This is a genomic window from Nonomuraea sp. bgisy101 (genome assembly GCF_057708945.1).
The window spans coordinates 321,359-342,323 of the sequence record NZ_JBYITD010000001.1 but is presented as its reverse complement, the minus strand read 5'-3'; the positions used below and the strand labels follow the sequence as shown (position 1 = coordinate 342,323).

Annotated in this window: 20 protein-coding genes; 6 read left to right on the top strand and 14 right to left on the bottom strand. The window is 71.3% G+C overall.

Features of this window, described 5'->3' with window-relative positions:
- Positions 1–37: 37 nt before the first annotated feature.
- Positions 38–1,186 carry a winged helix DNA-binding domain-containing protein gene (locus tag AC3EO4_RS01625; RefSeq protein ID WP_431893154.1) on the top strand — a complete coding sequence of 383 codons (1,149 nt, stop codon included), beginning with the start codon at positions 38–40 and terminating at the stop codon, positions 1,184–1,186.
- Here AC3EO4_RS01625 and AC3EO4_RS01620 read toward each other — a convergent pair.
- The 9 genes from AC3EO4_RS01620 to uraD form a co-directional block, all read right to left on the bottom strand.
- Positions 1,183–2,259 (bottom strand): XdhC family protein, encoded by a 1,077-nt coding sequence (locus tag AC3EO4_RS01620; protein ID WP_379579455.1) that lies wholly within the window; start codon positions 2,257–2,259, stop codon positions 1,183–1,185. The genes AC3EO4_RS01625 and AC3EO4_RS01620 overlap by 4 nt on opposite strands.
- Complete coding sequence (locus AC3EO4_RS01615; RefSeq protein WP_431893151.1) at positions 2,259–3,656, bottom strand: NCS2 family permease; 1,398 nt, start codon at positions 3,654–3,656, stop codon at positions 2,259–2,261. Before AC3EO4_RS01615 ends, AC3EO4_RS01620 begins: the two co-directional genes overlap by 1 nt.
- Positions 3,657–3,761: 105 nt before the next feature.
- Positions 3,762–6,083: a xanthine dehydrogenase family protein molybdopterin-binding subunit gene (locus AC3EO4_RS01610; protein ID WP_431893148.1), complete on the bottom strand. Its 2,322-nt coding sequence runs from the start codon at positions 6,081–6,083 to the stop codon at positions 3,762–3,764.
- Positions 6,080–7,462 carry an 8-oxoguanine deaminase gene (locus tag AC3EO4_RS01605; RefSeq protein WP_379580257.1) on the bottom strand — a complete coding sequence of 461 codons (1,383 nt, stop codon included), beginning with the start codon at positions 7,460–7,462 and terminating at the stop codon, positions 6,080–6,082. The genes AC3EO4_RS01610 and AC3EO4_RS01605 overlap by 4 nt, the downstream gene beginning before the upstream one ends.
- 2 nt (positions 7,463–7,464) lie before the next feature.
- The gene (locus AC3EO4_RS01600; RefSeq protein ID WP_379580259.1) at positions 7,465–7,938 is read right to left on the bottom strand and encodes a (2Fe-2S)-binding protein; all 474 of its coding nucleotides are present in this window, start codon (positions 7,936–7,938) and stop codon (positions 7,465–7,467) included.
- Positions 7,938–8,798 carry an FAD binding domain-containing protein gene (locus AC3EO4_RS01595; protein WP_431893145.1) on the bottom strand — a complete coding sequence of 287 codons (861 nt, stop codon included), beginning with the start codon at positions 8,796–8,798 and terminating at the stop codon, positions 7,938–7,940. Before AC3EO4_RS01595 ends, AC3EO4_RS01600 begins: the two co-directional genes overlap by 1 nt.
- Positions 8,799–8,801: 3 nt before the next feature.
- Positions 8,802–9,665, bottom strand: coding sequence for a factor-independent urate hydroxylase (gene pucL / locus AC3EO4_RS01590; RefSeq protein ID WP_379579463.1), 864 nt, complete (start codon positions 9,663–9,665; stop codon positions 8,802–8,804).
- Positions 9,666–9,965: a hydroxyisourate hydrolase gene (uraH, locus tag AC3EO4_RS01585; RefSeq protein ID WP_379579465.1), complete on the bottom strand. Its 300-nt coding sequence runs from the start codon at positions 9,963–9,965 to the stop codon at positions 9,666–9,668.
- Complete coding sequence (gene uraD / locus AC3EO4_RS01580) at positions 9,962–10,435, bottom strand: 2-oxo-4-hydroxy-4-carboxy-5-ureidoimidazoline decarboxylase (RefSeq protein WP_431893141.1); 474 nt, start codon at positions 10,433–10,435, stop codon at positions 9,962–9,964. The genes uraH and uraD overlap by 4 nt, the downstream gene beginning before the upstream one ends.
- Positions 10,436–10,568: 133 nt before the next feature.
- On the opposite strand from uraD, the gene AC3EO4_RS01575 reads away from it, so the two are divergent.
- The 3 genes from AC3EO4_RS01575 to AC3EO4_RS01565 are packed head-to-tail and all read left to right on the top strand — an operon-like array spanning position 10,569 to position 14,523.
- Entirely contained in the window at positions 10,569–12,116 is a 1,548-nt protein-coding gene (locus tag AC3EO4_RS01575) for a PucR family transcriptional regulator (RefSeq protein WP_379579469.1), read from the top strand.
- A gap of 38 nt (positions 12,117–12,154) precedes the next feature.
- A complete protein-coding gene (locus AC3EO4_RS01570; protein WP_431893138.1) occupies positions 12,155–13,639 on the top strand; it encodes a beta-N-acetylhexosaminidase in 1,485 nt (494 codons plus the stop codon).
- 44 nt (positions 13,640–13,683) lie between these two features.
- Complete coding sequence (locus AC3EO4_RS01565; protein WP_379579473.1) at positions 13,684–14,523, top strand: deoxyribonuclease IV; 840 nt, start codon at positions 13,684–13,686, stop codon at positions 14,521–14,523.
- A 320-nt stretch (positions 14,524–14,843) separates the two neighbouring features.
- On the opposite strand, the gene AC3EO4_RS01560 is transcribed toward AC3EO4_RS01565, so the two are convergent.
- The 5 genes from AC3EO4_RS01560 to AC3EO4_RS01540 form a co-directional block, all read right to left on the bottom strand.
- Positions 14,844–16,382 carry a sodium:solute symporter family transporter gene (locus AC3EO4_RS01560; RefSeq protein ID WP_379579474.1) on the bottom strand — a complete coding sequence of 513 codons (1,539 nt, stop codon included), beginning with the start codon at positions 16,380–16,382 and terminating at the stop codon, positions 14,844–14,846.
- The gene (locus AC3EO4_RS01555; RefSeq protein ID WP_379579476.1) at positions 16,379–16,669 is read right to left on the bottom strand and encodes a hypothetical protein; all 291 of its coding nucleotides are present in this window, start codon (positions 16,667–16,669) and stop codon (positions 16,379–16,381) included. The genes AC3EO4_RS01560 and AC3EO4_RS01555 overlap by 4 nt, the downstream gene beginning before the upstream one ends.
- Positions 16,666–17,403 (bottom strand): LytR/AlgR family response regulator transcription factor, encoded by a 738-nt coding sequence (locus AC3EO4_RS01550; RefSeq protein WP_379579477.1) that lies wholly within the window; start codon positions 17,401–17,403, stop codon positions 16,666–16,668. The genes AC3EO4_RS01555 and AC3EO4_RS01550 overlap by 4 nt, the downstream gene beginning before the upstream one ends.
- A gap of 66 nt (positions 17,404–17,469) precedes the next feature.
- Positions 17,470–18,606, bottom strand: coding sequence for a sensor histidine kinase (locus AC3EO4_RS01545; protein WP_379579479.1), 1,137 nt, complete (start codon positions 18,604–18,606; stop codon positions 17,470–17,472).
- A gap of 53 nt (positions 18,607–18,659) precedes the next feature.
- Positions 18,660–19,292: a molybdopterin-dependent oxidoreductase gene (locus tag AC3EO4_RS01540; protein ID WP_379579481.1), complete on the bottom strand. Its 633-nt coding sequence runs from the start codon at positions 19,290–19,292 to the stop codon at positions 18,660–18,662.
- Positions 19,293–19,510: 218 nt separating this feature from the next.
- On the opposite strand from AC3EO4_RS01540, the gene aroF reads away from it, so the two are divergent.
- On the top strand, positions 19,511–20,545 hold the full coding sequence (gene aroF, locus AC3EO4_RS01535; protein ID WP_379579483.1) for a 3-deoxy-7-phosphoheptulonate synthase: 1,035 nt from the start codon (positions 19,511–19,513) through the stop codon (positions 20,543–20,545).
- A 114-nt stretch (positions 20,546–20,659) separates the two neighbouring features.
- Positions 20,660–20,950 (top strand): YiaA/YiaB family inner membrane protein, encoded by a 291-nt coding sequence (locus AC3EO4_RS01530; RefSeq protein WP_379579485.1) that lies wholly within the window; start codon positions 20,660–20,662, stop codon positions 20,948–20,950.
- Positions 20,951–20,965: the final 15 nt, after the last annotated feature.

Below are 20,965 nucleotides of genomic sequence, written 5' to 3'. Positions count from 1 at the left end.
CCGGATTGTGCGTTGGTCCAACCTCTATGCTCCGAGCATGCGCATGAGTACCGCACAGCGCCGCGCCCGCCTCGGCGTCAGGCACCTGCTGGCCGAGCGGGGCGGCAGCGTCGAGGAGGCGGCGCAGGCCGTGGTGGCGCTGCACGGCACCGACCCCGCCACGGTGTTCCTGTCGGCGGCGGCGCGGGCGGGCGTGAAGGGCCCCGAGCCCGTGGAGCGGGCCCTGTACGAGGACAGGACGCTGGTCAGGATGACCGGCATGCGGCGCACGATCTTCGTGGTGCCGCGCGGCCTCGCTCCGGTCGTCCACCACTCCAGCACCCTCGCCGTCGCGGTGAGGGAGCGCAGGCTGCTCACCCGGCACTTCGAGGAGGGCGGCGGCTTCGACGGTGAGTGGATCTCTCGGGTCGAGGCCAAGGTGCTGGAGGCGCTGCGCGAGCACGGCGAGGCGACGGCGGCCACGCTGGGAACTGTCGTTCCGGAGCTGCGCGAGCAGCTCGTCTACGCGGCGGGCAAGCCGTACGAGGCCAGGCAGGGGGTGGGTACCAGGCTGCTGTTCCTGATGGCGGCCGAGGGCCTGATCGTCCGGCAGGGCAGGCCCTCGGGCTCGTGGATCAGCGGGCAGCATCGGTGGGCGCCTGCGCCCGAGATGCCGCCGATGGCCGTGCGGGACGCGCAGGCCGAGCTGGTGCGCAGGTGGCTGGCGGCCTACGGCCCCGGCACCGAGGGCGACCTGAAGTGGTGGACCGGCTGGTCGCTCGGCGACGTGCGCAAGGCGCTGGGGGCGGTGGGCGCCGTCGAGGTCGAGTTGGAGGACGGTCCGACCGGCTACGTCCTGCCGGACGACGTCGAGGCGGTCGAGCCCGAGCCGTGGGCGGCCTTCCTGCCGGCGCTCGACCCGACGCCGATGGGCTGGCAGCAGCGCGACTGGTACCTGCCGCAGGCGCATCGGGCCGAGCTGTTCGACCGATCGGGCAACGTCGGCCCCACCGTGTGGTGGAACGGCGCTGTCGTCGGCGGGTGGGGCCAGCGGGCGGACGGCGAGGTGGTGTGGCGGCTGCTGGAGGACGTCGGCGCGGACGCCCGCCAGGCCGTCGAGCGCGCGGCGGCGGGCGTCGGGGCCTGGCTGGACGGGATGACGGTGACGCCGCGCTTCAGGACGCCCCTCGAACGGTCGCTGCGCTAGGCGTCCACCAGCCGGTCGCCGGTGAACCTGTGGATGGGCCCGCCCGTCTGCGACAGCGGCACGCCGCTGCCGCCGCGCCGGGCGGCGACGATCTCCGCCACGATCGACACCGCGGTCTCCTCAGGCGTGCGCGCGCCGAGGTCGAGGCCGATGGGCGAGCGCAGCCCGCCGAGTTCCTCCTCGGTCAGCCCCTGCTCGCGCAGTCTCCGCATCCTGTCCCTGTGCGTACGGCGTGAGCCCATCGCCCCCACGTACGCCGCTCCCGTCCGCAGCGCCACCTCCAGCAGCGGCACGTCGAACTTCGCGTCGTGAGTGAGAACGGCGATGACCGTGCGGGAGTCGACCTCGGTCCCGGCCAGGTACCGGTGCGGCCAGTCCACGACCACCTCGTGCGCCTCGGGGAAACGCCGGCGGGTGGCGAAGACGGGCCGGGCGTCGCACACGGTGACGTGGTAGCCGAGCAGGCGGCCCGCCCTGGTGAGCGCGGCGGCGAAGTCGATGGCGCCGAAGATGAGCAGGCGCGGCGGCGGGGTGTGCGACTCGACGAACAGCTCCACGCGCCGCTCGCCGCAGCCGACCTCGCGGACGCCGGTCAGCCCCGCCTCCAGCATGGCTCTGGTCTCGGCGACGACGACCGCGTCGAGTTCGTCGTCGCCCATGCCGCCTTCGTGGCGGTCGGGCCACACGACGACGGCGCCGGCCGTATCGCCGAACGCCCTGGCCACCGCGACGCGCTCGCCCTGCCGTACGGGCTCGAGGAAGCGGGGGCTCGGCCAGACGAGCACCTCGATGACGCCGCCGCAGGTCAGGCCGACCGCGAAGGCGTCGTCATCGCTGTAGCCGAACGTCTGGCGGACGGGGACGCCGCCGGCGGCGACCTCCAGGCACAGTTCGTAGACCGCGCCCTCGACGCAGCCGCCTGACACGCTCCCGATGGCCTCCCCGTCGGCCGACACCGCCAGCGCCGCGCCCGCGGGGCGGGGGGCGCTGCCGGTGGTCGAGACGACGGAGGCGACGGCGAACGGCCTGCCCGAGGCGGCCCAGGCCTTCAGCTCCTCCAGGAGTTCGAACATCAGCCGATGAGGCTCTCGATGAAGCCGATGCCGAAGTACCCGACGAAGATGGCGCTGATCACCCAGAGCAGCCAGTGGATCTCGTCGAAGCGGCCGCGGGCGGCCTTGATGACGGTGTAGGCGATGACGCCCGCGCCTACGCCGTTGGTGATGGAGTAGGTGAAGGGCATCAGCGCGATCGTCAGGAACGCGGGGATCGCCAGGTCGAGGGAGTCCCACTCGATCTTGCGGGCCGCGGTCATCATAAGGGCGCCGACCAGCACCAGCGCGGGTGCCGCCGCCTGTGCGGGCACGACCGCGGCCAGGGGCGTGAGGAACATGGCCGCGGCGAACAGCGCCCCCGTGACGAGGCTGGCGAGGCCGGTGCGAGCGCCCTCCCCCACCCCGGCGGCCGACTCGACGACGACGGTGTTCGCCGAGGCCCCTGTGCCGCCGCCGATGACGGCGCCGAGGCCGTCGATCGTCAGGATCTTGCCGATGCCCTGGATGCGGCCCTGGGAGTCGGCCATGCCCGCCTCCTCGCCGACGCCGAGGATGGTGCCCATCGCGTCGAAGAATCCGGACAGGACGAGCGTGAACAGCACGACGGTCGCGGTGAGGAAGCCCGCGGAGCCGAACCCGCCGAACAGGTCGACGCCGAACAGCAGCCCGAAGTCGGGTGTGGCGATGATCTGCGAGGGCATCGCGGGGGTGACCACGCCCCACTTGAGTCCCGGTACGGCCGCGTTGACGACGATGGCGAAGACCGTCGCGACGACGATGCCGATGAGCAGCGCGCCGGGCACCTTCCTGACGAACAGGGCGATGGTGAGCAGGAGCCCGGCGCAGAAGACCACGATCGGCCAGCCGGCCAGGTGACCGCCGACGCCGAGGGTCACGGGCGTGCCCGCGCCCTTTCCGACGAACCCCGCGTCCACCAGCCCGATCAGGGCGATGAACATGCCGATGCCGACGCCGATGGCGTGCTTGATGGGGGTCGGGATGGCGTCCATGATGAGCTGCCTGACCCCGGTGAGGGCGAGGATCACGATGACCACGCCCTCCAGGACGACCAGGCCCATCGCCTGCGCCCAGGTCATGTGCGGGGCCGCCTGGAAGGCCACGACGGGTGCCACGCCCAGGCCGGAGGCCAGGGCGAAGGGCGCGTTGCCGACCAGGCCCATCAGGATCGTGGTGAGCGCCGCCGACAGCGTGACGGCGGTGGTGAGCTGCGGGATCGTCATCGTGGCGCCGGTCACGTCCTTGGCGCCGCTCAGGATGATCGGGATGAGCAGGATGATGTAGGCGACGGCCACGAACGTCGTGATGCCGCCGCGCACCTCTCTGCCTACCGTGGTGCCCCTGGCGGCCAGTTCGAAGAAGTCGCCTGTGACGGGCTTGGGCTTCAGCTGGGTCATGGTCGGGGCCCTCCTCAGGGCATGGTCGACCTACGGCACGGCATGACAGGCCGCGCCGCGGGGGTGTGGTTGTGGGACCGCCGCAGACGGGGCGGCCCCTGTTGATCAACTCACTGCTGCGCCGAGCGTGATGTGCTCGGGGCGGACCGGCACCCGGTTGAGTGCGAGACCCGTGGCGTCGCGGATGGCCGCGACGATCGCGGGCGTGGAGGAGAGCGTGGGTGGCTCTCCGGCCCCGCGCAGCCCGTACGGCGCGCGCGGGTCGGCGTTCTCGAGGATCTCCAGCCGCATCGGCGGCATGTCCTGGATGGTCGGGATGAGGTAGTCGGTGAAGGACGGGTTGCGCACCTTGCCGTCGCGCACCACGATCTCCTCCATCACCGCGAGGCCGAGGCCCTGGGCGCTGCCGCCGTGGATCTGGCCTTCGAGCGAGAGCCTGTTGATGATCCGGCCGACGTCCTGGACGGCCGCCAGCTCGACGACCTTCACCAGGCCGAGCTCGACGTCCACGTCGACCACCGCGCGGTGGACGCACAGGGCGAGCTGGGTGTGCGAGTCGCCCTGCCCGGTCGCCTTGTCCATGCCGGTGGTCGGCTCGTGGTGGTACTCGCGGGTCTCCTCGATGGCCTCGTCGCCGAGGATCTCCTCGATGGAGGCGATCACGCCGGCGCTCGCGGAGACGACCTTGCCGCCGACGAGTGACAGGTCGTCGTGCTCCAGCCGTTCGAACAGCCGGTCGCGCACGGCCTCGCAGGCCGCCTTGACCGCGCCGCCCGTCATGTACGTCTGGCGGGAGGCGGAGCTCGATCCCGCGTCGCCCACCTGGTTGTCGGCGGGGTGGATGACGACCCTCTCGATGCCCAGCTCGGTGCGAGCGATCTGGGCCTCGACGGTGACCAGTCCCTGTCCCACCTCGGCCGCCGCGGTGTGCACCAGCGCGGTGGCCTCTCCCCCGACGACCTCCAGGCGGACCCTGGCGGTGGAGTAGTCGTCGTACCCCTCGGAGAAGCAGATGTTCTTCAGCCCGACGCCGTAGCCGACGCCGCGCACGACGCCCTCGCCGTGGGTGGTCTGCGACGCGCCTCCCGGCAGGTTCCTGATGTCCTTGGCGTCGAGGCCGGCGGGCAGCGGCAGGGTGCGGGCCTGCTCCAGCATCTCGGCCATGGGCAGCGGCGCCCACAGCACCTGCCCGGTGGCCAGCCTGGTGCCCTGGCCGGCGGCGTTGCGCTGCCTGACCGTGACGGGGTCGAGGCCGCAGGCGGCGGCGAGCCTGTCCATCATCGACTCGTAGGCGAAGCACGCCTGGACCGCGCCGAAACCGCGCATCGCGCCGCAGGGCGGGTTGTTGGTGTAGACGCCGTACGCGTCGATCTTGACGTTGGGAATGTCGTAGGGCCCGACGCCCAGGGAGGCGGCGTTGCCGACGACGTTGAGCGTGGCCGAGGTGTAGGCGCCGCCGTCGAGCAGGATCTCCACGTCCGCGTAGACGATCCTGCCGTCCCTGGTGGCCCCGTACTCGTAGCGCATCTCGGCCGGGTGCCTGTGCACATGGCCGAAGAACGACTCGTGCCTGTTGTAGACCATCTTGACGGGCCGTCTCGTCCGCATGGCCAGCATCGCGGCGTGGATCTGCATCGACAGGTCCTCGCGACCGCCGAACGCCCCTCCCACGCCCGACAGCGTCATCCGGATCTTGGACTCGGGCAGCCCGAGACAGGGCCCGATCTGCTTGAGGTCGTTGTGCATCCACTGGGTGGCGACGTAGAGGTCCACCCCGCCGTCGTCGGCCGGTACGGCCAGCCCCGACTCGGGCCCGAGGAAGGCCTGGTCCTGGATGCCGACCTCGAAGGAGCCGGTGACCACGACCTGCGCCGTGGCCCTGGCCGACTCGACGTCGCCCATCCGCACCGGCTGGTGCCTGGCCGGGTTGGGCCGGTCCTGCACCTGCGGATAGTCGGGGTCGAAGGCTGCCCTGCGGGCGTCGATGAGCGGGTCGAGCACCTCCCACTCGATCGCGATCTTCTCCAGTGCCCTGCGGGCGATCTCGGGATGGTCGGCGGCCACCAGCGCGATCGGCTCGCCCTGGTGGCGGACCTCGCCGATGGCCAGGACCGGCTGGTCCCAGGTGAGGTCGAGTCCGAAGTGCTTGCGCCCCGGCACGTCCTGCTCGGTGAGCACGGCGTGCACGCCCGGGTGGGCGAGGGCCGCCGAGGTGTCGATGGACACGATGCGCGCGCGGGGATGGGGGCTGCGCAGCGTCGCGCCCCATAGCATCCCGTCGATCCACAGGTCGGAGGAGTAGGCGAACTCCCCTTTGACCTTGAGCGTGCCGTCGGGCCGCAGCGGGCTGTCGCCCACCCCGCCCTGACCGGGCACGGCGATCTCGTGCGGTGCTCTCAGCGGTGTGCTCTGTCGGGAGCCGGTCACGCGTGAACCTCCTTGGCTGCGCTGAATCCCTGCTCGGACGCCAGGCGCAGCAGCCTGCGGTGGGCGTCGGCCCCCGCGCGTCCGGCCGCGTCCTGGGGCACCGTGCGCAGCTCGTCGTCCTCGACGACCGTCTCCCCGCCGACCAGCAGCCTGGCCAGCGGCGGTTGCCTGGTGCCGAAGACCAGCTGGCACACGGGGTCGGTGACGGCGGAGCCGAACGCGCCGTCCACGCGCCACAGCGCGATGTCGGCGAGCTTGCCCCGCTCGAGCGAGCCGAGTTCGTCCTGCCTGCCGAGGTTGCGCGCGCCGCCGAGCGTGGCCGTCTCCAGCGCCTGCCTGGCGGTGAGCGCGGTGGGGCCGTAGCGGGCGCGCTGGAACAGCAGCGCCTGCCGCATCTCGCCCGCCATCGTGGTCAGCTCGGAGGAGGCGTTGCCGTCGACGCCGAGACCCACGTTGGCGCCGCGGGCCAGCATCTCCGACACGCGGGCGATCCCCGCGCCGAGCCGGCCGTTGGACGAGGGGCAGTGCGCCGAGCCCGTGCCGGTGCGGGCGAACTTCTCGATGTCGCCGTCGCTGAGGTGCACCGCGTGCGCGAACCACACGTCGGAGCCGAGCCAGCCGAGCTTCTCCATGTAGTCGACGGGCCGCATCCCGAACTGCTCCATGCAGTGCTCGTCCTCGTCGAGCGTCTCGGCCAGGTGGGTGTGCAGGCGCACGTTCGCGGCCCTGGCGAGGGAGGCGGCCTCGGTCATCAGCTCGGCGCTGACGGAGAAGGGCGAGCAGGGGGCCACCGCGACCCGCAGCTTCGAGGAGAAGGAGGGGTCGTGGTAGGTGTCGATCGCCTCCTGCGTGGCGTCGAGGATCTCGTCGAGCTTCTCCACCACGACGTCCGGCGGGAGGCCGCCCTGCGACTGGCCCCTGTCCATGGATCCGCGCGCCGGATGGAACCTGATCCCGACCGCGCGAGCGGCCTCGACCTCGGCGCCGAACAGGTCGCCGCGGCCCTTGGGGAAGACGTAGTGGTGGTCGGAGGAGGTCGTGCAGCCGGACAGGGCCAGCCAGCCGAGCCCCGCCGTGGCCGCGCCGTGCACGACCTCGGCGTCCATCGCCGCCCACACCTGGTAGAGCGACACCAGCCACTCGAACAGCGTCGCGTCCTGCGCGAGGCCCTGCGAGGCCCACTGGTAGAGGTGGTGGTGGGTGTTGACCAGGCCGGGCGTGGCCAGGCAGCCGCTGCCGTCGATCCGCTCATGGTCGCCGCCCTCCGGCGGCGCCGCGGGCCTTCCCCTGCCGACCTCGACGATGGTGTCGCCCTCGATCCTGATGAACCCCGACTCGATCTCGGGGCCCACGACCGGCGCGATGCGGACGTTCTCGATGATCAACGCAGTGCCGCCTTCCTGGCGGCGGCCAGCCGTACGGCGTCGAGGATCTTCTCGTAGCCGGTGCACCTGCACAGGTTGCCGGCCAGCGCCTCGCGGATCTCCGCGTCGGACGGCCGGTCGTTGTGCTGGATGAGGTCGTGCGCCTGGACGATCAGGCCGGGCGTGCAGAAGCCGCACTGCACGGCGCCGCACTCGACGAAGGCCTCCTGCACGGGGTCGAGCCTGTCGCCGTCGGCGAGCCCCTCGACCGTGCGGACCTCCCGCCCTTCGACCTGGCCTGCCGCGACCAGGCACGAGCAGACGGGCGTGCCGTCGAGGTAGACCGTGCAAGAGCCGCATTCGCCCTGCTCGCAGGCGTTCTTCGAGCCCGGCAGGCCCACCCGCTCGCGCAACACGTAGAGCAGGCTCTCGCCCTCCCACACGTCGTCGACGGCCTCGGTGCGGCCGTTGACGGTGAAGTTCACGCGCATCACGCGGCCCTCGCTTTCCTGTAGTCGTTCCAGGCCCACGTCAGGGTCCTGCGGGCCATGACCGCGATCGCGTGCCTGCGGTAGTCGGCCGTGCCGCGCACGTCGTCGATCGGCGAGGCCGCCGCCGCGCACAGCTCGCCGAACCGCTTGAGCACGGCGGGGTCGAGGCGGGCGTCCCAGTCCAGCTCGCCCGCCATGAACTCCTCGGCCTCCAGCGCCCTGCGGGGCGTCGGGGCGGCCGAGCCGATCCCGGTGCCGACGCGTCGCTCCGACGGGTGCAGCGCCACCGCGAACGAGCACACCGCGATCACCATGGCGTTGCGCGTGCCGACCTTGGAGAAGTACTGCGGCCCTTCGGCGGTCTTCATGTGGAAGGCCCTGATCAGCTCGTCGGGGCGCAGCGCGCTGCGCTTGACCCCGAGGTAGAACTCGGAGGCGGGGATCAGCCTGACCCCGCCGTCGCGCGACTCCACCTCGATCACGGCGTCGCCCGCCAGCAGAGGCGGATGGCTGTCACCCGCCGGCGAGGCGGCGCCGAGGTTGCCGCCGACCGACCCGCGGTTGCGGATCTGCGGCGAGCCGACCGTCCGCGACGCCTGCGCGAGGCCCGGCAGCGCGCCGGGCAACTCCTCGATGATCCGCACGTACGGCACGCCCGCGCCGACCCTGTACACGCCGTCGACGAGCTCGATCGTCTGGAGCTCGGCCACCTGGTTCAGGTCCAGCAGGGACACGGGCCTGTGCACGTCGAAGTTGATCTCGACCATCACGTCGGTGCCGCCCTGGATGGGTACCGCCTCCGGCTGGTCGGCCTTGGCCGCCAGCGCCTCCGCCCATGTCGTGGGCCGCAGAAAGTCCATGTCTCACTCCCAGGCGAACGCCGCGTCGGGCGCGTCCTCACGCAGGACGCCGCCCTCGATCAGGCCGTAGGGCCGGTCGGCGGCGTAGAAGACCTCGTTGTCGTTGTCCAGGCCGAACGGCGCCAGGTCCACGAGGAAGTGGTGCTTGTTCGGCATCGCGAAGCGGATCTCGCACACCTCCTGGCGGGTCTCCAGCACTCGCCGGCCCATGGCGTACAGCGTCTGCTGCAGCGAGAGGCTGTACGTCTCCGCGAAGGCGTCGAGAAGGGCCTGCCGCACGTCGGCGTAGGACTTGCCGAACTCGCCCGTGGCCGAGGCGTGCCGCCACTGGGCGGCCACCGCGGTGGCGAGGATCCTGTCGCCGGTCGGCTGCAGGGTGGTGTACTCGTCGACGATGTAGCCGTGGAACTCCGAGTCGGTGGAGTTGAGCACCACCAGGTCCTTCAGGCCGGAGACCACGCTCGTGCGGCCGTCGCGGTCGTAGTGCACGACGCAGGTGCGCACCTCCCTGCCGCTGCGCACGAAGGAGTGACCGCCGCTGATGCGCTCCCACCCGTACTCCTCGATCTCCACCCTCGCGTGGTGGATGGTCGGCTGGGAGTCGACGAAGTGCCTGGCCAGCAGGAGGGCGAAGTCCTCGATCTGGTCGACGCCGTACTTCTTGGCGAAGGCGTAGGCGGTGTTCTTCTGCGTGTCGGTCGGCAGTACGGCGGCGTTGCTGCCGGTCAGGTGGACCGACTCCATCTCACCCGACAGGGAGCTGCTGACGTTGATGTCCTTGAGATGGTGGACCTCGCCGTCACGGACGACACGGACGAGCCTGGTCTCGGCCTTGCCGTACCGGTTGGGTCCGAGGATGACTGACATCTAGCTCCCTCTGTAGGTGGAGTAGGCGAACGGGCTGAGGAGTAGGGGGACGTGGTAGTGCTCGGCGGGGTCGGCGACGGTGAAGGTGATGACGACCTCCGGGTAGAAGGTGTCGCGCAGGTAGGAACCGGTGTCGAACACCACGCGGTGCACGCCCGCTTCCGGGTTCCAGCCCTTGATCCGGCCGTCGTCGTCCGTGCGGCCCTGCGCCACGACCTGTCCCTGGTGCTCCAGCCGTACCTCGACGCCCACGGCGGGCCGTCCCGTGACCGCGTCGAGCACGTGTGTCGAGAAGCTCATATCTTCGCCACCCTCAGGTTGGTGATCTTGGCCAGTTCGTCGCGTACGACCTCGCGCTCGGTGCCGGGGTCGTTGGCCAGACGTTCCTTCAGGCGGGCGAGCATCTGCTCGCCCGACAGTCCTGTGGCGCAGATGAGGTAGACGTGGCCGAACCTCTCCTCGTAGGCGCGGTTGCCCTCGGCCAGCGCCTGGCGCAGGTGGTCCTCGACGCCCGACTGCTCCTGCCTGCTCCAGGCGGACTCGCGGTCGGCGCCCTCGGCCCGCTCCCCGATCCTCGGGTGGGCCGCGAGCGCCTCCTCGACGTCGGGCCAGGCAAGGGCGCGCACGGCGGCGTCGGCGGCGGCGGTCAGCGCGGCCAGGTCCTGGTACGGACGCAGCGCGGCCACCTCGCGGGCGAAGGCGCGGGAGGCGCAGCAGGCCAGCAGCTCCTTCTCCGCCTCGTCGGCGCTGAGTGCGTTGAGGTTGGGCATGTCATGAGTACACACAGGGCTGATGTCCCCGGTCCAGCAGCAAGAACTCCGAAGTGCGAGGGGGGTTGGCCTGGTCTTTTCGTGTCATGCTCCAATGCACGTCCTGTTCACCCATCGGTTACCCTCCGAATGCATGCGGCTCAACGCGTTGCTCGACATGCCTGAACTGGGCCTGTCGGTCGTGGCAGGCCACGACGATCTGGAGCGGCCCATCAGGTGGGTCGTCACCACCGACCTGCTCGATCCCGGGCGCTATCTCAGCGGCGGCGAGCTGGTCCTCACCGGGTTGATCTGGCGGCGCGCGCCCGCCGACAGCGAGACCTTCGTCAGGGCGCTTGCCAGGGCCGGCGCCTCGGGGCTCGGCGCCTGCGAGGCGCGCAGCGGCGATCTGCCGGCCGACCTGGTCGACGCCTGCCGCAGGCACCGGATGCCGCTCTTCCACGTGCCGCAGGCGTTGTCGTTCGCCGAGGTGACCGAGCACATCGTGCGCCACCTGTCGACGGCCCGCGCCTCTGACGTGACCGCGGTCCTCGACCGGCACCGCCAGCTCGTCTCGGGGGCGGGGCTCGACCCCGTCCTGGAGATGATCGGGCGGGATCTGGGCATGCGCTGCTGGGTCCTCACGCCCTCGGGGCGCCTGGTGGCGGGCTCCAGTCCGCTGGACCACGACACGGCCATGGCCATGGCCAGGACGTTCCTCACCGTCAAGCGGCTGCCCTGCTCCAGGAACGGCTACTCGATCTTCCCTGTGGACGAGCAGACCACCTCAAGGGTGGCCGACTGGTTCGTCGCGGTCGAGGGCTGCTTCACCGACTGGCCGGAGGAGCGGCAGGCGCTGGCGGGCGAGCTCGCGGCGGTCGCCGCCCTGGAGCGGATCCGCCTGGACGACCGGCTCAGCCCCGAGGGACGCATCGCCCAGGAGCTGGTCCGCCTGGTGTTCACCGAGGGCAAGCCCAGCGACATCCTGCCCAGGCTGGAGGTCACGGGGCTGGCGGGGGCGCCGGGCTACGTCGTTCTGGCGGCCGCCGCGCACGGCGCCCTGCGCCCCGCCGAGCTGCGCGCGGTCGTCAAGGAGATCCTGCACGCGGCCGTCTCCAGCGGCGCGGGACCGCCGCAGGGGACGGCCCGCGCGCTCACGCCGCTCGCGATCGGAGTCGTCGGCGAGGAGACGATCGCGCTCGTCCCTTCGGCCGACCGGGAGCTCGCCGGGCGCGTCCGCACCGCCGTGCACGAGCTCGCGCCCGGACTCGCGGGCGGCAGGCTGACCGTGGGCGTCAGCGGGATCGCCGGGGTCGAGGGGCTGCGCGGCGCGGTCGAGGAGGCCAGGTACGCCCGTCGCATGGCCGAGGGCAAGCCGGAGCCCGACGCGGTCGTCGGGCAGGACGAGCTGGCGACCCACGTCCTGCTGCTGGCCTCGGTGCCCGACGACGTGCGCCACATGTTCAGGGTCCGCCTGCTCGACCCGCTGCGCTCCTACGACCAGGTGCACAAGGCCGACCTGGTCCGCACCCTGGAGGCCTTCCTCCAGTGCTCGGGCTCGTGGACCAAGTGCTCGGAGCTGCTCCACGTCCACGTCAACACCCTGCGCTACCGCATCCAGCGCATCCAGGACCTGACGGGAAGGGACCTGTCGCGCCTGGAGGACAGGGTGGACTTCTTCCTCGCCCTCCGCCTGCAATAGGTGATATATGTAAAGAAACCTTACAATTGGAGCGTCCGTTGCCGCACCGCCGACTTGCCGCGCTGATGACGGCGTCCACTCTCGCCACCGCGTGCGCATCCGATGTGCCGGAGCCGAAGGGTCCGCCCCTGATCCCCCTGCCCGCCTCCGTGCGGATGGCCGAGGGCACGTTCTCCCTGGAGGCCGGCGCGCGGATCGGCCTGCGCGCGGCGGGGGCCGCGCCCGTCGCCGAGGAGCTGGCCCGGCTGCTGCGCCGCTCCACCGGCTACGCGCTGCCCGTGGTCCGGCAGGAGGCGGAGATCACGCTGGAGGAGGCGAGCGGGCGCGACCTCGGCCCGGAGGGCTACACGCTGGACGTCACCCCCGGCATGGTACGGCTGGCCGCCTCCACCCCCGAGGGACTCTTCCGCGGCGTCCAGACGCTCCGCCAGCTCCTGCCCGCCAAGGTCGAGAGCGCCGGCGAGCAGCCAGGCCCGTGGACGATCGCGGGCCTCAGCATCGAGGACAGGCCGCGCTTCGCCTATCGCGGCGTCATGCTCGACGTGGCCCGCCACTTCTTCACCGTCGAGCAGGTCAAGCGCTACATCGACCTGGCCGTCGCCTACAAGGTCAACCACCTGCACCTGCACCTCACCGACGACCAGGGCTGGCGTATCGAGATCAAGAGCTGGCCGCGCCTGGCCACCGACGGCTCCTACACCCAGGACGACTACCGCGAGATCGTGCGCTACGCCGCCGAGCGGTTCGTCACCGTCGTCCCCGAGATCGACACGCCGGGGCACACCAACGCCGCCCTGGCCGCCTACGCCGAGCTGAACTGCGACGGCAGGGCGCGGGAGCCGTACAGGGGCAGGGAGGTGGGCTTCAGCTCGCTGTGTGTGGGCAAGGAGGTCACCTACCGCTTCCTCGACGACGTCGTGCGCGAGATGGCGGAGCTGACGCCCGGGCCGTACCTCAACCTGGGCGGCGACGAGGCGCACAGCACCGATCCCGCCGACTACGAGAAGTTCGTCGCGCGCGCCCAGCGGATCGTCGACAAGTACGGCAAGCGCCTCATGGGCTGGGCCGAGATCACCTCCGGCGCGGTGGCGCAGCACTGGAACCCGCGCGAGGCCGAACGCGCCGTGGCCGCCGTGGCCAGGGGCGCCAAGCTCGTCATGTCCCCCGCCGACCGCTCCTACCTGGACATGAAGTACACCCAGGACACCGAGTACGGCCTGGACTGGGCCGGACTCGTCGAGGTCGCCGACAGCTACGAGTGGGACCCCGCCACGCTCCTCGCGGGCGTGGCCGAGAAGGACGTCCTGGGGGTCGAGGCCCCGCTGTGGACCGAGACATTGGAGACGCCCGACGCGCTGGAGTACATGGCCTACCCACGCCTGCCGGGCATCGCCGAGATCGGCTGGTCGCCCTCCTCCGGCCGCTCGTGGGAGGACTACAAGGGACGGCTGGCCGGCCACGGCCCCCGGTGGAGCGCCCAGTCGGTGAACTACTACCGCTCGCCGGAGATCACCTGGGAGTGATCGCCACCTGGGATGTCACCCCGAGCGCCTAGACTGGCCACATCATGAGCCCTACATCTCTCATCGGCGGACACGTCTCCGTCACCGGCGGCCTGGCGACGGGCGGCCTGAAGTACATGGCCGAGATCGGCGCCGAGATGGTCCAGGTGTTCGTCACGAACCCGCGTGGCTGGGCGCTGACGGAGGGCAAACCCGAGGAGGACGCGAAGTTCGCCGCGTCGGGCGTCGAGTCCTTCATTCACACGCCCTACCTGGTGAACTTCGGCTCACCGAATCCCGAGACGCTGGCCAGTTCGGTGGCCATCACGCGCCACTCGCTGGCGCGCGCGCTGGCGACGCGGTCCAAGGGCGTGGTCGTGCACACGGGCTCCGCGGTCACCCAGTCGCGTGACGACGCGCTGCGCCAGCTCCACGAGCACCTGCTGCCGCTGCTGGAGGAGATCCCGGACGACGGGCCCGACCTGCTGCTGGAGCCGATGGCGGGACAGGGCGCGATGTTGTGCGCCACCGTCCAGGACCTGGAGCCCTACCTGGCGGCGCTCGAGTGGCATCCCAAGGCCACCGTCTGCCTCGACACCTGCCACGCCTTCGCGGCCGGCCACGACCTAACCACTGCCGACGGGGTCAGGGACACCTTCGACACGCTCCACCGGGTCGCGCCCGGCCGGCTGAGGCTGATCCACGCCAACGACTCCAAGGACGTGTGCGGGTCGAAGAAGGACCGGCACGAGAACATCGGGGCGGGTCACATCGGCGCCCAGCCGTTCGCCGACCTGATGCGCCACCCGGTGGTGGCCGGCGTGTCGATCTGCATCGAGACGCCGGGCAAGGCCGACAAGCACCGCGAGGACATCGAGCTGCTGCGCAAGCTGCGCGACGCCTGAGCCCGGCGGCGCCGTCGGCTCGGAGGTGGCGTAAAGGGGCGCCGCTCGCGCGACCCGGCCGCCCCCGTATGGCCGGATCGCGGTCCGGCACGCAGCTACAGCGGGCGCCCCTTCACGTCCTCGGCGGGCGGGCCCTACCCCCCGGTAAAGGGCCCGACCACCGTTTCGGTGACCAGCTGGTCACCAGCGGAACCGCGCATCAGGCCTGTGTGAGCCGCGCGGCTCGTCCCCCCGATGCGACGGAGTGGCTCTCCGATGCGGAAACACTACGGATGCGATCTTGAACGTGAAACCCTCTTCAAGAACAGCTCGCTGAACGGTCAGTAGTCATCGACGTACGGAGAGTGCCGCACTGACGAGCGGCCGTCCTCAAGCGACGAGCGGTCGCCGGAGGCGCTCGCGGCCTCTTCCGGCAGGTGCATCCTGGCCATCATCCGATCCACACCCATAGGCACCCGACCCGGCGTGACCAGGGAAATCACCACCATCGCGACGAAGGCGAGCGGCACGGCGAAGGTCGCAGGATACTCGGACACCAACCCCAGTTTCACGCCCGTCGCCTCACCGGCGGCCAGCACGGCGGTGAGCCCGCCGCCCACCGCGAACCCCGCGGCCGCCCCCACGGCGGTCAGCCGCCGCCACCAGATGCCGAGCAGCAGCAATGGGCAGAAGGTCGCCGCCGAGAGGCTGAATCCGAGCAGCACGCCCAGCACGGAACTGCCGGGAGTGGTGAGCGAGGTCAGCGCCAGCGTCGTCAACGCCACGCCGGCCGTGGCGAGGCGGAAGGCGCTCACCCCCGCCCGCGTCACGCAGGCCGACACCGCGCCGCCCACAGCGGCCAGCACCCCGCAGGAGGTGGCCAGGAAGGCCGCGAACGCCCCTGCCGCCAGCAGCCCGGTCAGCACGTCGCCCGCGGGGCCCGGCAGCATCGCGCCGGGCAGCAGCAGCACGACCTCCTCGTCCTGGGCGTCGGGCACGTGGACGCGGCCGAGAATGCCGTACAGCGGCGGCACCAGGAAGAACAGGCCGAGCAGCACCTGGGTGGCCAAGATCGAACGCCGCGCGCTGGGCCCGTCGCGATTGGTGTAGACGCGGACGATGATGTGCGGCAGTCCCATGGTGCCCAGCGCGCAGGCCAGCAGCACGGTCAGCACGCCCGGCAGCGAAGGGTCGCCCGAGCCCGCCAGCAGGTCTCCGTACGGCGCGGCGAACCCCGCCACCTCCAGCGGGCCCGCCTCGACCGCGCACCGCCACGCGCACCACAGCACGAGCGCGACCCCGGTGAACACGACGAGCTTGAGCCAGTACTGCACCGCCTGAACGCTGGTCACGCTGCCCATCCCGCCCGCGAGCGTGACGAAGACGGACACGAGCGTCACCGACAGCCAGCCCGTCCACGGCGGCAGCCCGGTCAGCAGGTGCAGCACCACCCCCGCCGAGTGGAGCTGCGCGACGAGGTAGAGCAGCCCGATCGCCAGCACGTAGCAGGTGGCGAACCTGCGCAGCGCCGCCGACCCGAGCCGCCACTGCGCGAAGTCGGGCAGCGTGTAGGTGCCCGAGCGGCGCAGCGGCGCCACCACCAGGGCGAGGATGACGACATAGCCCGCCGCGGCGCCCACCGGGAACCACAGCGCGGGCGCGCCGTGCGTGGCGATCAACCCGGCCAGTCCCAGGCAGGCCACGGCCGAGGTGAACTCCGCGCTGATCGCCGCGCCGTTCCACCACGGCCCCACGGCCCTCGCCGCCACGTAGAACTCCGACACCGTCGCGTAGCGCCGCGGCCGTACCGCGCCGACGATCACCGAGATGATGACCACGAACGCGATGCCGGCCGCCGACGCGGCGACGGTGCTGCTCACGGCTCGCGTTCCGCGCGTTCCGCCCGTCTGAGCTGGAAGACGGCCAGCACCACCCACAGCGGCTGGACGGCCAGCGTCACCAGCAGCCAGTCGCCCTCGGCCGTCAGCAGCGGCAGGGCGACCAGCACGGCTGCCACCGCGGCCACCGTGACCAGCGCGTGCCTGGCCTGCCTACCCATGAGCGCCCTGACCTCCGCGTCGCTGTCGGGCCCGTCGAGCCCGAGCGGGACAGGGGCCCGCTGCACGGCGGCCGGCCTCCTGGGCACGACCACCCGCCTGGCGTTCATGTGAGCGTCTTGAACTGTCGCACCAGCTGCTCCCTGACCTGCCTGGTATGGCGGCGGCTGACCGGCAGCGTCTCCCTGCCGACCGTCAGCAGCACCCTGCCGCCCTCGAAGCGCAGCTCGCTGACATGGCGTGCGGACACCAGCGTGCTGCGGTGCACCCTGATGAAGCCCGCGTCCGCCCACCTGCGCTCCAGCGCGGCCAGCGACATGCGCACCAGGTATCCGCCGTCGGGCGTGTGCAGGCGCACGTAGTCGCCCTTCGCCTCGGCGAACCACACCGCCTGCTGCGGCACGAACCTGGTGACGCCGCCGAGCTCGACGGGGATGACGTCGTCCGGCCCGTGTTCGGACGGCGGGGCGGCGGCCGCCTCCAGCCTGCGCACCGCCTCGGCGAGCCGCTCGGCGCGCACCGGCTTGAGGAGGTAGTCGACCGCCTCCAGCTCGAAGGCCTGCACCGCGCAGTCGTCGTGGGCGGTGACGAACACCAGCCTGGGCGGGCTCGGGAACCCGCCGACCAGCCTGGCCAGGTCGAGCCCGTCGAGCCCCGGCATGCGGATGTCGAGGAAGACGCCGTCGAGCCGCTCTCCCCCGCCGATCATCTGCACCATGTCCTGCAGCGCCGTGACACCGTCGGAGGCGGTCACGACGTGCTCGACCCTGGCGTCCTGACGGAGCAGGTAGGCCAGCTCCTCCAAGGCGGGCACCTCGTCGTCGACGGCCAGAACACGTAGCATGCTTTCCACGGTGCCTCAAGAACACACAGGTCACAAGCGACACGCCAGCGTAGGGTAAAGAATTGACTACAAAGAGCTATGGCGGGCCTTGGGCACACGCATCCTCACCTTGGTGCCGGCGCCCACGGCGGTCTCCACGACCAGGCCGTAACCCTCGCCGTAGATCTGCCGCATCCTGACGTCGACGTTGGCCAGGCCGATGCCGCCGCCCCTGCGGCGCGGGTCGTCGTCGAGCACCTCGCGGGCGCGCTCGGGCTCCATGCCCATGCCGTTGTCCTCGACCGTGATGTGCGCCTCGGGCCCCGCGTCGCGGACCACCACCCTGACCTCGCCCGTGCCGTCACGCCCGCCCATGCCGTGCTTGATGGCGTTCTCCACCAGCGGCTGCAGGCACAGGAACGGCACCGGCACCGGCAGCACCTCGGGCGCCACCTGCACGCTGAAGCGCAGCCGGTCGCCGAAGCGGGCCCGCTCCAGCAGCAGGTAGCGGTCCACGCAGGTCAGCTCGTCGGCGAGGGTCGTGAAGTCCCGCGCCCTGCGCAGCGCGTAGCGGGAGAAGTCGGCGAAGTCGAGGATGAGTTCGCGGGCCCTGCACGGGTCGGTCCTGACGAACGAGGCGATCGTGGTCAGCGCGTTGTAGACGAAGTGCGGGGAGATCTGGGCGCGCAACGCGCGCAGTTCCGCCTCCATCGCGCGCCGCCTGGAGGAGTCGAGCTCGGCCAGCTCCAGCTGCCCGGAGACCCACCTGGCCACCTCGGTGACCGTGCGCACCAGCGCCGCGCTCAGCTCCTCGTCGTAGGCCGCCAGCGCGCCCACCACTCTGCCCTCGACGGTCAGCGGCACCACGACCGCGCCGTTCGGCTCGCCCGCGAACACGTGCGGCCGCCCCGAGGCCAGCGACGTGCGCGCGTGCGCGAGCACCTCCTCGGGGCACGCTCCGTCGCAGGCCAGCGCGGCGTCGGTCGAGGTGATCGCGACAGCCGAGGTGCCGAGCAGGGCCCGCAGATGCCGTACGGCCTTGCGTGCCGACTCCCTCGTCAGCCCCGTCCGCAGCGAGGGCGCCGCCATCGCCGCGATGTGCAGCGTCGTGAAGGTGGCCTCGTCCTTCCAGCCACCCTCGGGTAGCGCGGGACGCCGTCTGGCCAGGGCGAACCCCGCGACGAACGCGAAGGCGGCCAGAACCACGCAAGCGGTGGTCGACATGCGCGCAACGGTAGCCAACAACGCACCGTGTCCGGGTGGGAACGGTGCGAGATCTAGGGAGGCGGGCCCTCGCCCGGCTCCTCCTGGTAGGAGTAGCGCTGCTCCTTCCAGGGGTCGGCCACGTTGTGGTAGCCGCGCTCCTCCCAGAAGCCGCGCCTGTCCTCCGTCAGGTACTCCACCGCTCGCACCCACTTCACGCTCTTCCACGCGTACAGGTGCGGGACGACGATGCGCAGCGGAAAGCCCCGCTCGGGCGCCAGCGGCTTCTCGTCCAGCTCCATGGCGAACAGCGTGCCGGGGGCCGTCAGGTCGGACATCCGGAGATTGGCGCTGTAGCCGTACTCCGCCCAGATCATCACGTGGTGGACGCCACCGACCGGCGGCGCGGCCGCCATGATGGTCTGCGGCGTCACGCCCGCCCACTCGTTGCCCATGAGCGAGAACTTCGTCACACAGTGGAAGTCGGCCAGGACCGAAGCCCGCGGCAGCCGCTCGAAGTCCTCCCAGGTGAACCGGTGCTCCTCGCCCGACGCCGTCGCGCCGAAGACGCGGAAGTCCCAGGTCTCCCGCTTGAAACGCGGAACCCTGCCGTAGTGGATGACGGGTCGGCCGCGTGGAATGTACTGGCCTGGGGGCAGGCGCGACTCTTCCACGATCACTCCCTCGCCGACTGTGTTCAAGGCCATCCTCCCATCCTTCCGGGAGCGGGTCCGACTCGGTGCCTGCTTGCCAGGTCTCCGCCGTGCGCTACTATTGGCGCACTATGCACATCACCTTCCTGTTTTGGTATGGCGACGGACCCGATCGGACCGTTCGCCATCTGGTGATGCGCTAGCTCACAGGCGAAACGAAGGCCCCGGGTCCGTCAGGACCCGGGGCCTTCGTCGTTTTCAAGGAGAGATTCATGGTCATCGTGATGGGTTCCGAGGCGACGCAGGGCGACGTCGAGGCAGTGGTCGGCCTCGTGCAGGCGGCAGGGGTGGAGGCGTTCGTCAGCAGGGGCGTGCAGCGGACGATCATCGGGCTCGTGGGCGACGTCACGCAGCTCAGTGCCGTCAACCTGCGCGGCATGAGCGGGGTGCGCGACGTCATGCGGGTGTCGACGCCGTACAAGCTGGTGAGCAGGGAGAACCATCCCGACCGGTCCACCGTGCACGTGGGCGGGGTGCCCATCGGGCCCGACAGCGTGACGCTCATCGCCGGCCCCTGCGCGGTCGAGACACCGCAGCAGACGCTCGAGGCGGCCCAGATGGCCAAGGCCGCAGGCGCGACCCTGCTGCGAGGCGGCGCCTACAAGCCGCGCACCTCTCCCTACGCCTTCCAGGGGCTCGGCGAGAAGGGCCTGCGCATCCTCGCCGACGTGCGCGAGGAGACCGGCCTGCCGATCGTGACCGAGGTCGTGGACGCTCACGACGTCGATCTCGTCGCCTCCTACGCCGACATGCTGCAGGTCGGCACCCGCAACGCGCAGAACTTCGCGCTGCTGCAGGCCGTCGGCGCGGCGGGCAGGCCCGTCATGCTCAAGCGCGGCATGAACGCCACCATCGAGGAGTGGCTCATGGCCGCCGAGTACATCGCCCAGCGCGGCAACCTCGACATCGTGCTGTGCGAGCGCGGCATCCGCACCTTCGAGACCGCCACCCGCAACACCCTCGACGTGTCGGCCGTCCCCGTCGCCCAGCGGCTGTCGCACCTGCCGGTCATCATCGACCCGTCCCACTCGGGCGGCCGCCGTGACCTGGTGCTGCCGCTGACCCGCGCCGCCATCGCGGTGGGCGCCGACGGCGTCATCGTGGACGTGCACCCGCACCCCGAGCAGGCCCTGTGCGACGGCCCGCAGGCCCTGGTCGACGGCGACCTGCGCGAGCTCGCCACGATCATGCGGACGTTCCCCGGGCTGATGGGCAGGGGCGTCGTCGGCGACGCACTCGCGGTCTGACCCGATCCGAGGGTCGCTGGTACGGCGGGCGCGCCACGAACCGCCTGCCGTACTCACGAGTAACTAAGTAGTTCTCCGCATGTGTCGGCGTTCACGGAACTTCATCATCGAGCCATGAACAAACCGATCCAGCCCACCCAGACAACCGCCTACTACATCCAGTCGGTCCTCTCCTTCGGCCTGTCGGTGGCCGCCGTGGCGATCGGCGTGGCCTACCTTCCGGTCTCCGGATGGATCAGGGCCTTCCTCACGGTCGGCGTCCTGTACGTGATCACCTCGGCGTTCACGCTGGCCAAGGTGGTGCGCGACCGCCAGGAGCTCAGCGCGGTCACCAACCGCGTCGACCAGGCCCGCCTCGACAAACTTCTCGCCGAGCACGACCCCTTCAAGGTCGACAACCCCTGAAGGCACGAACCTTCG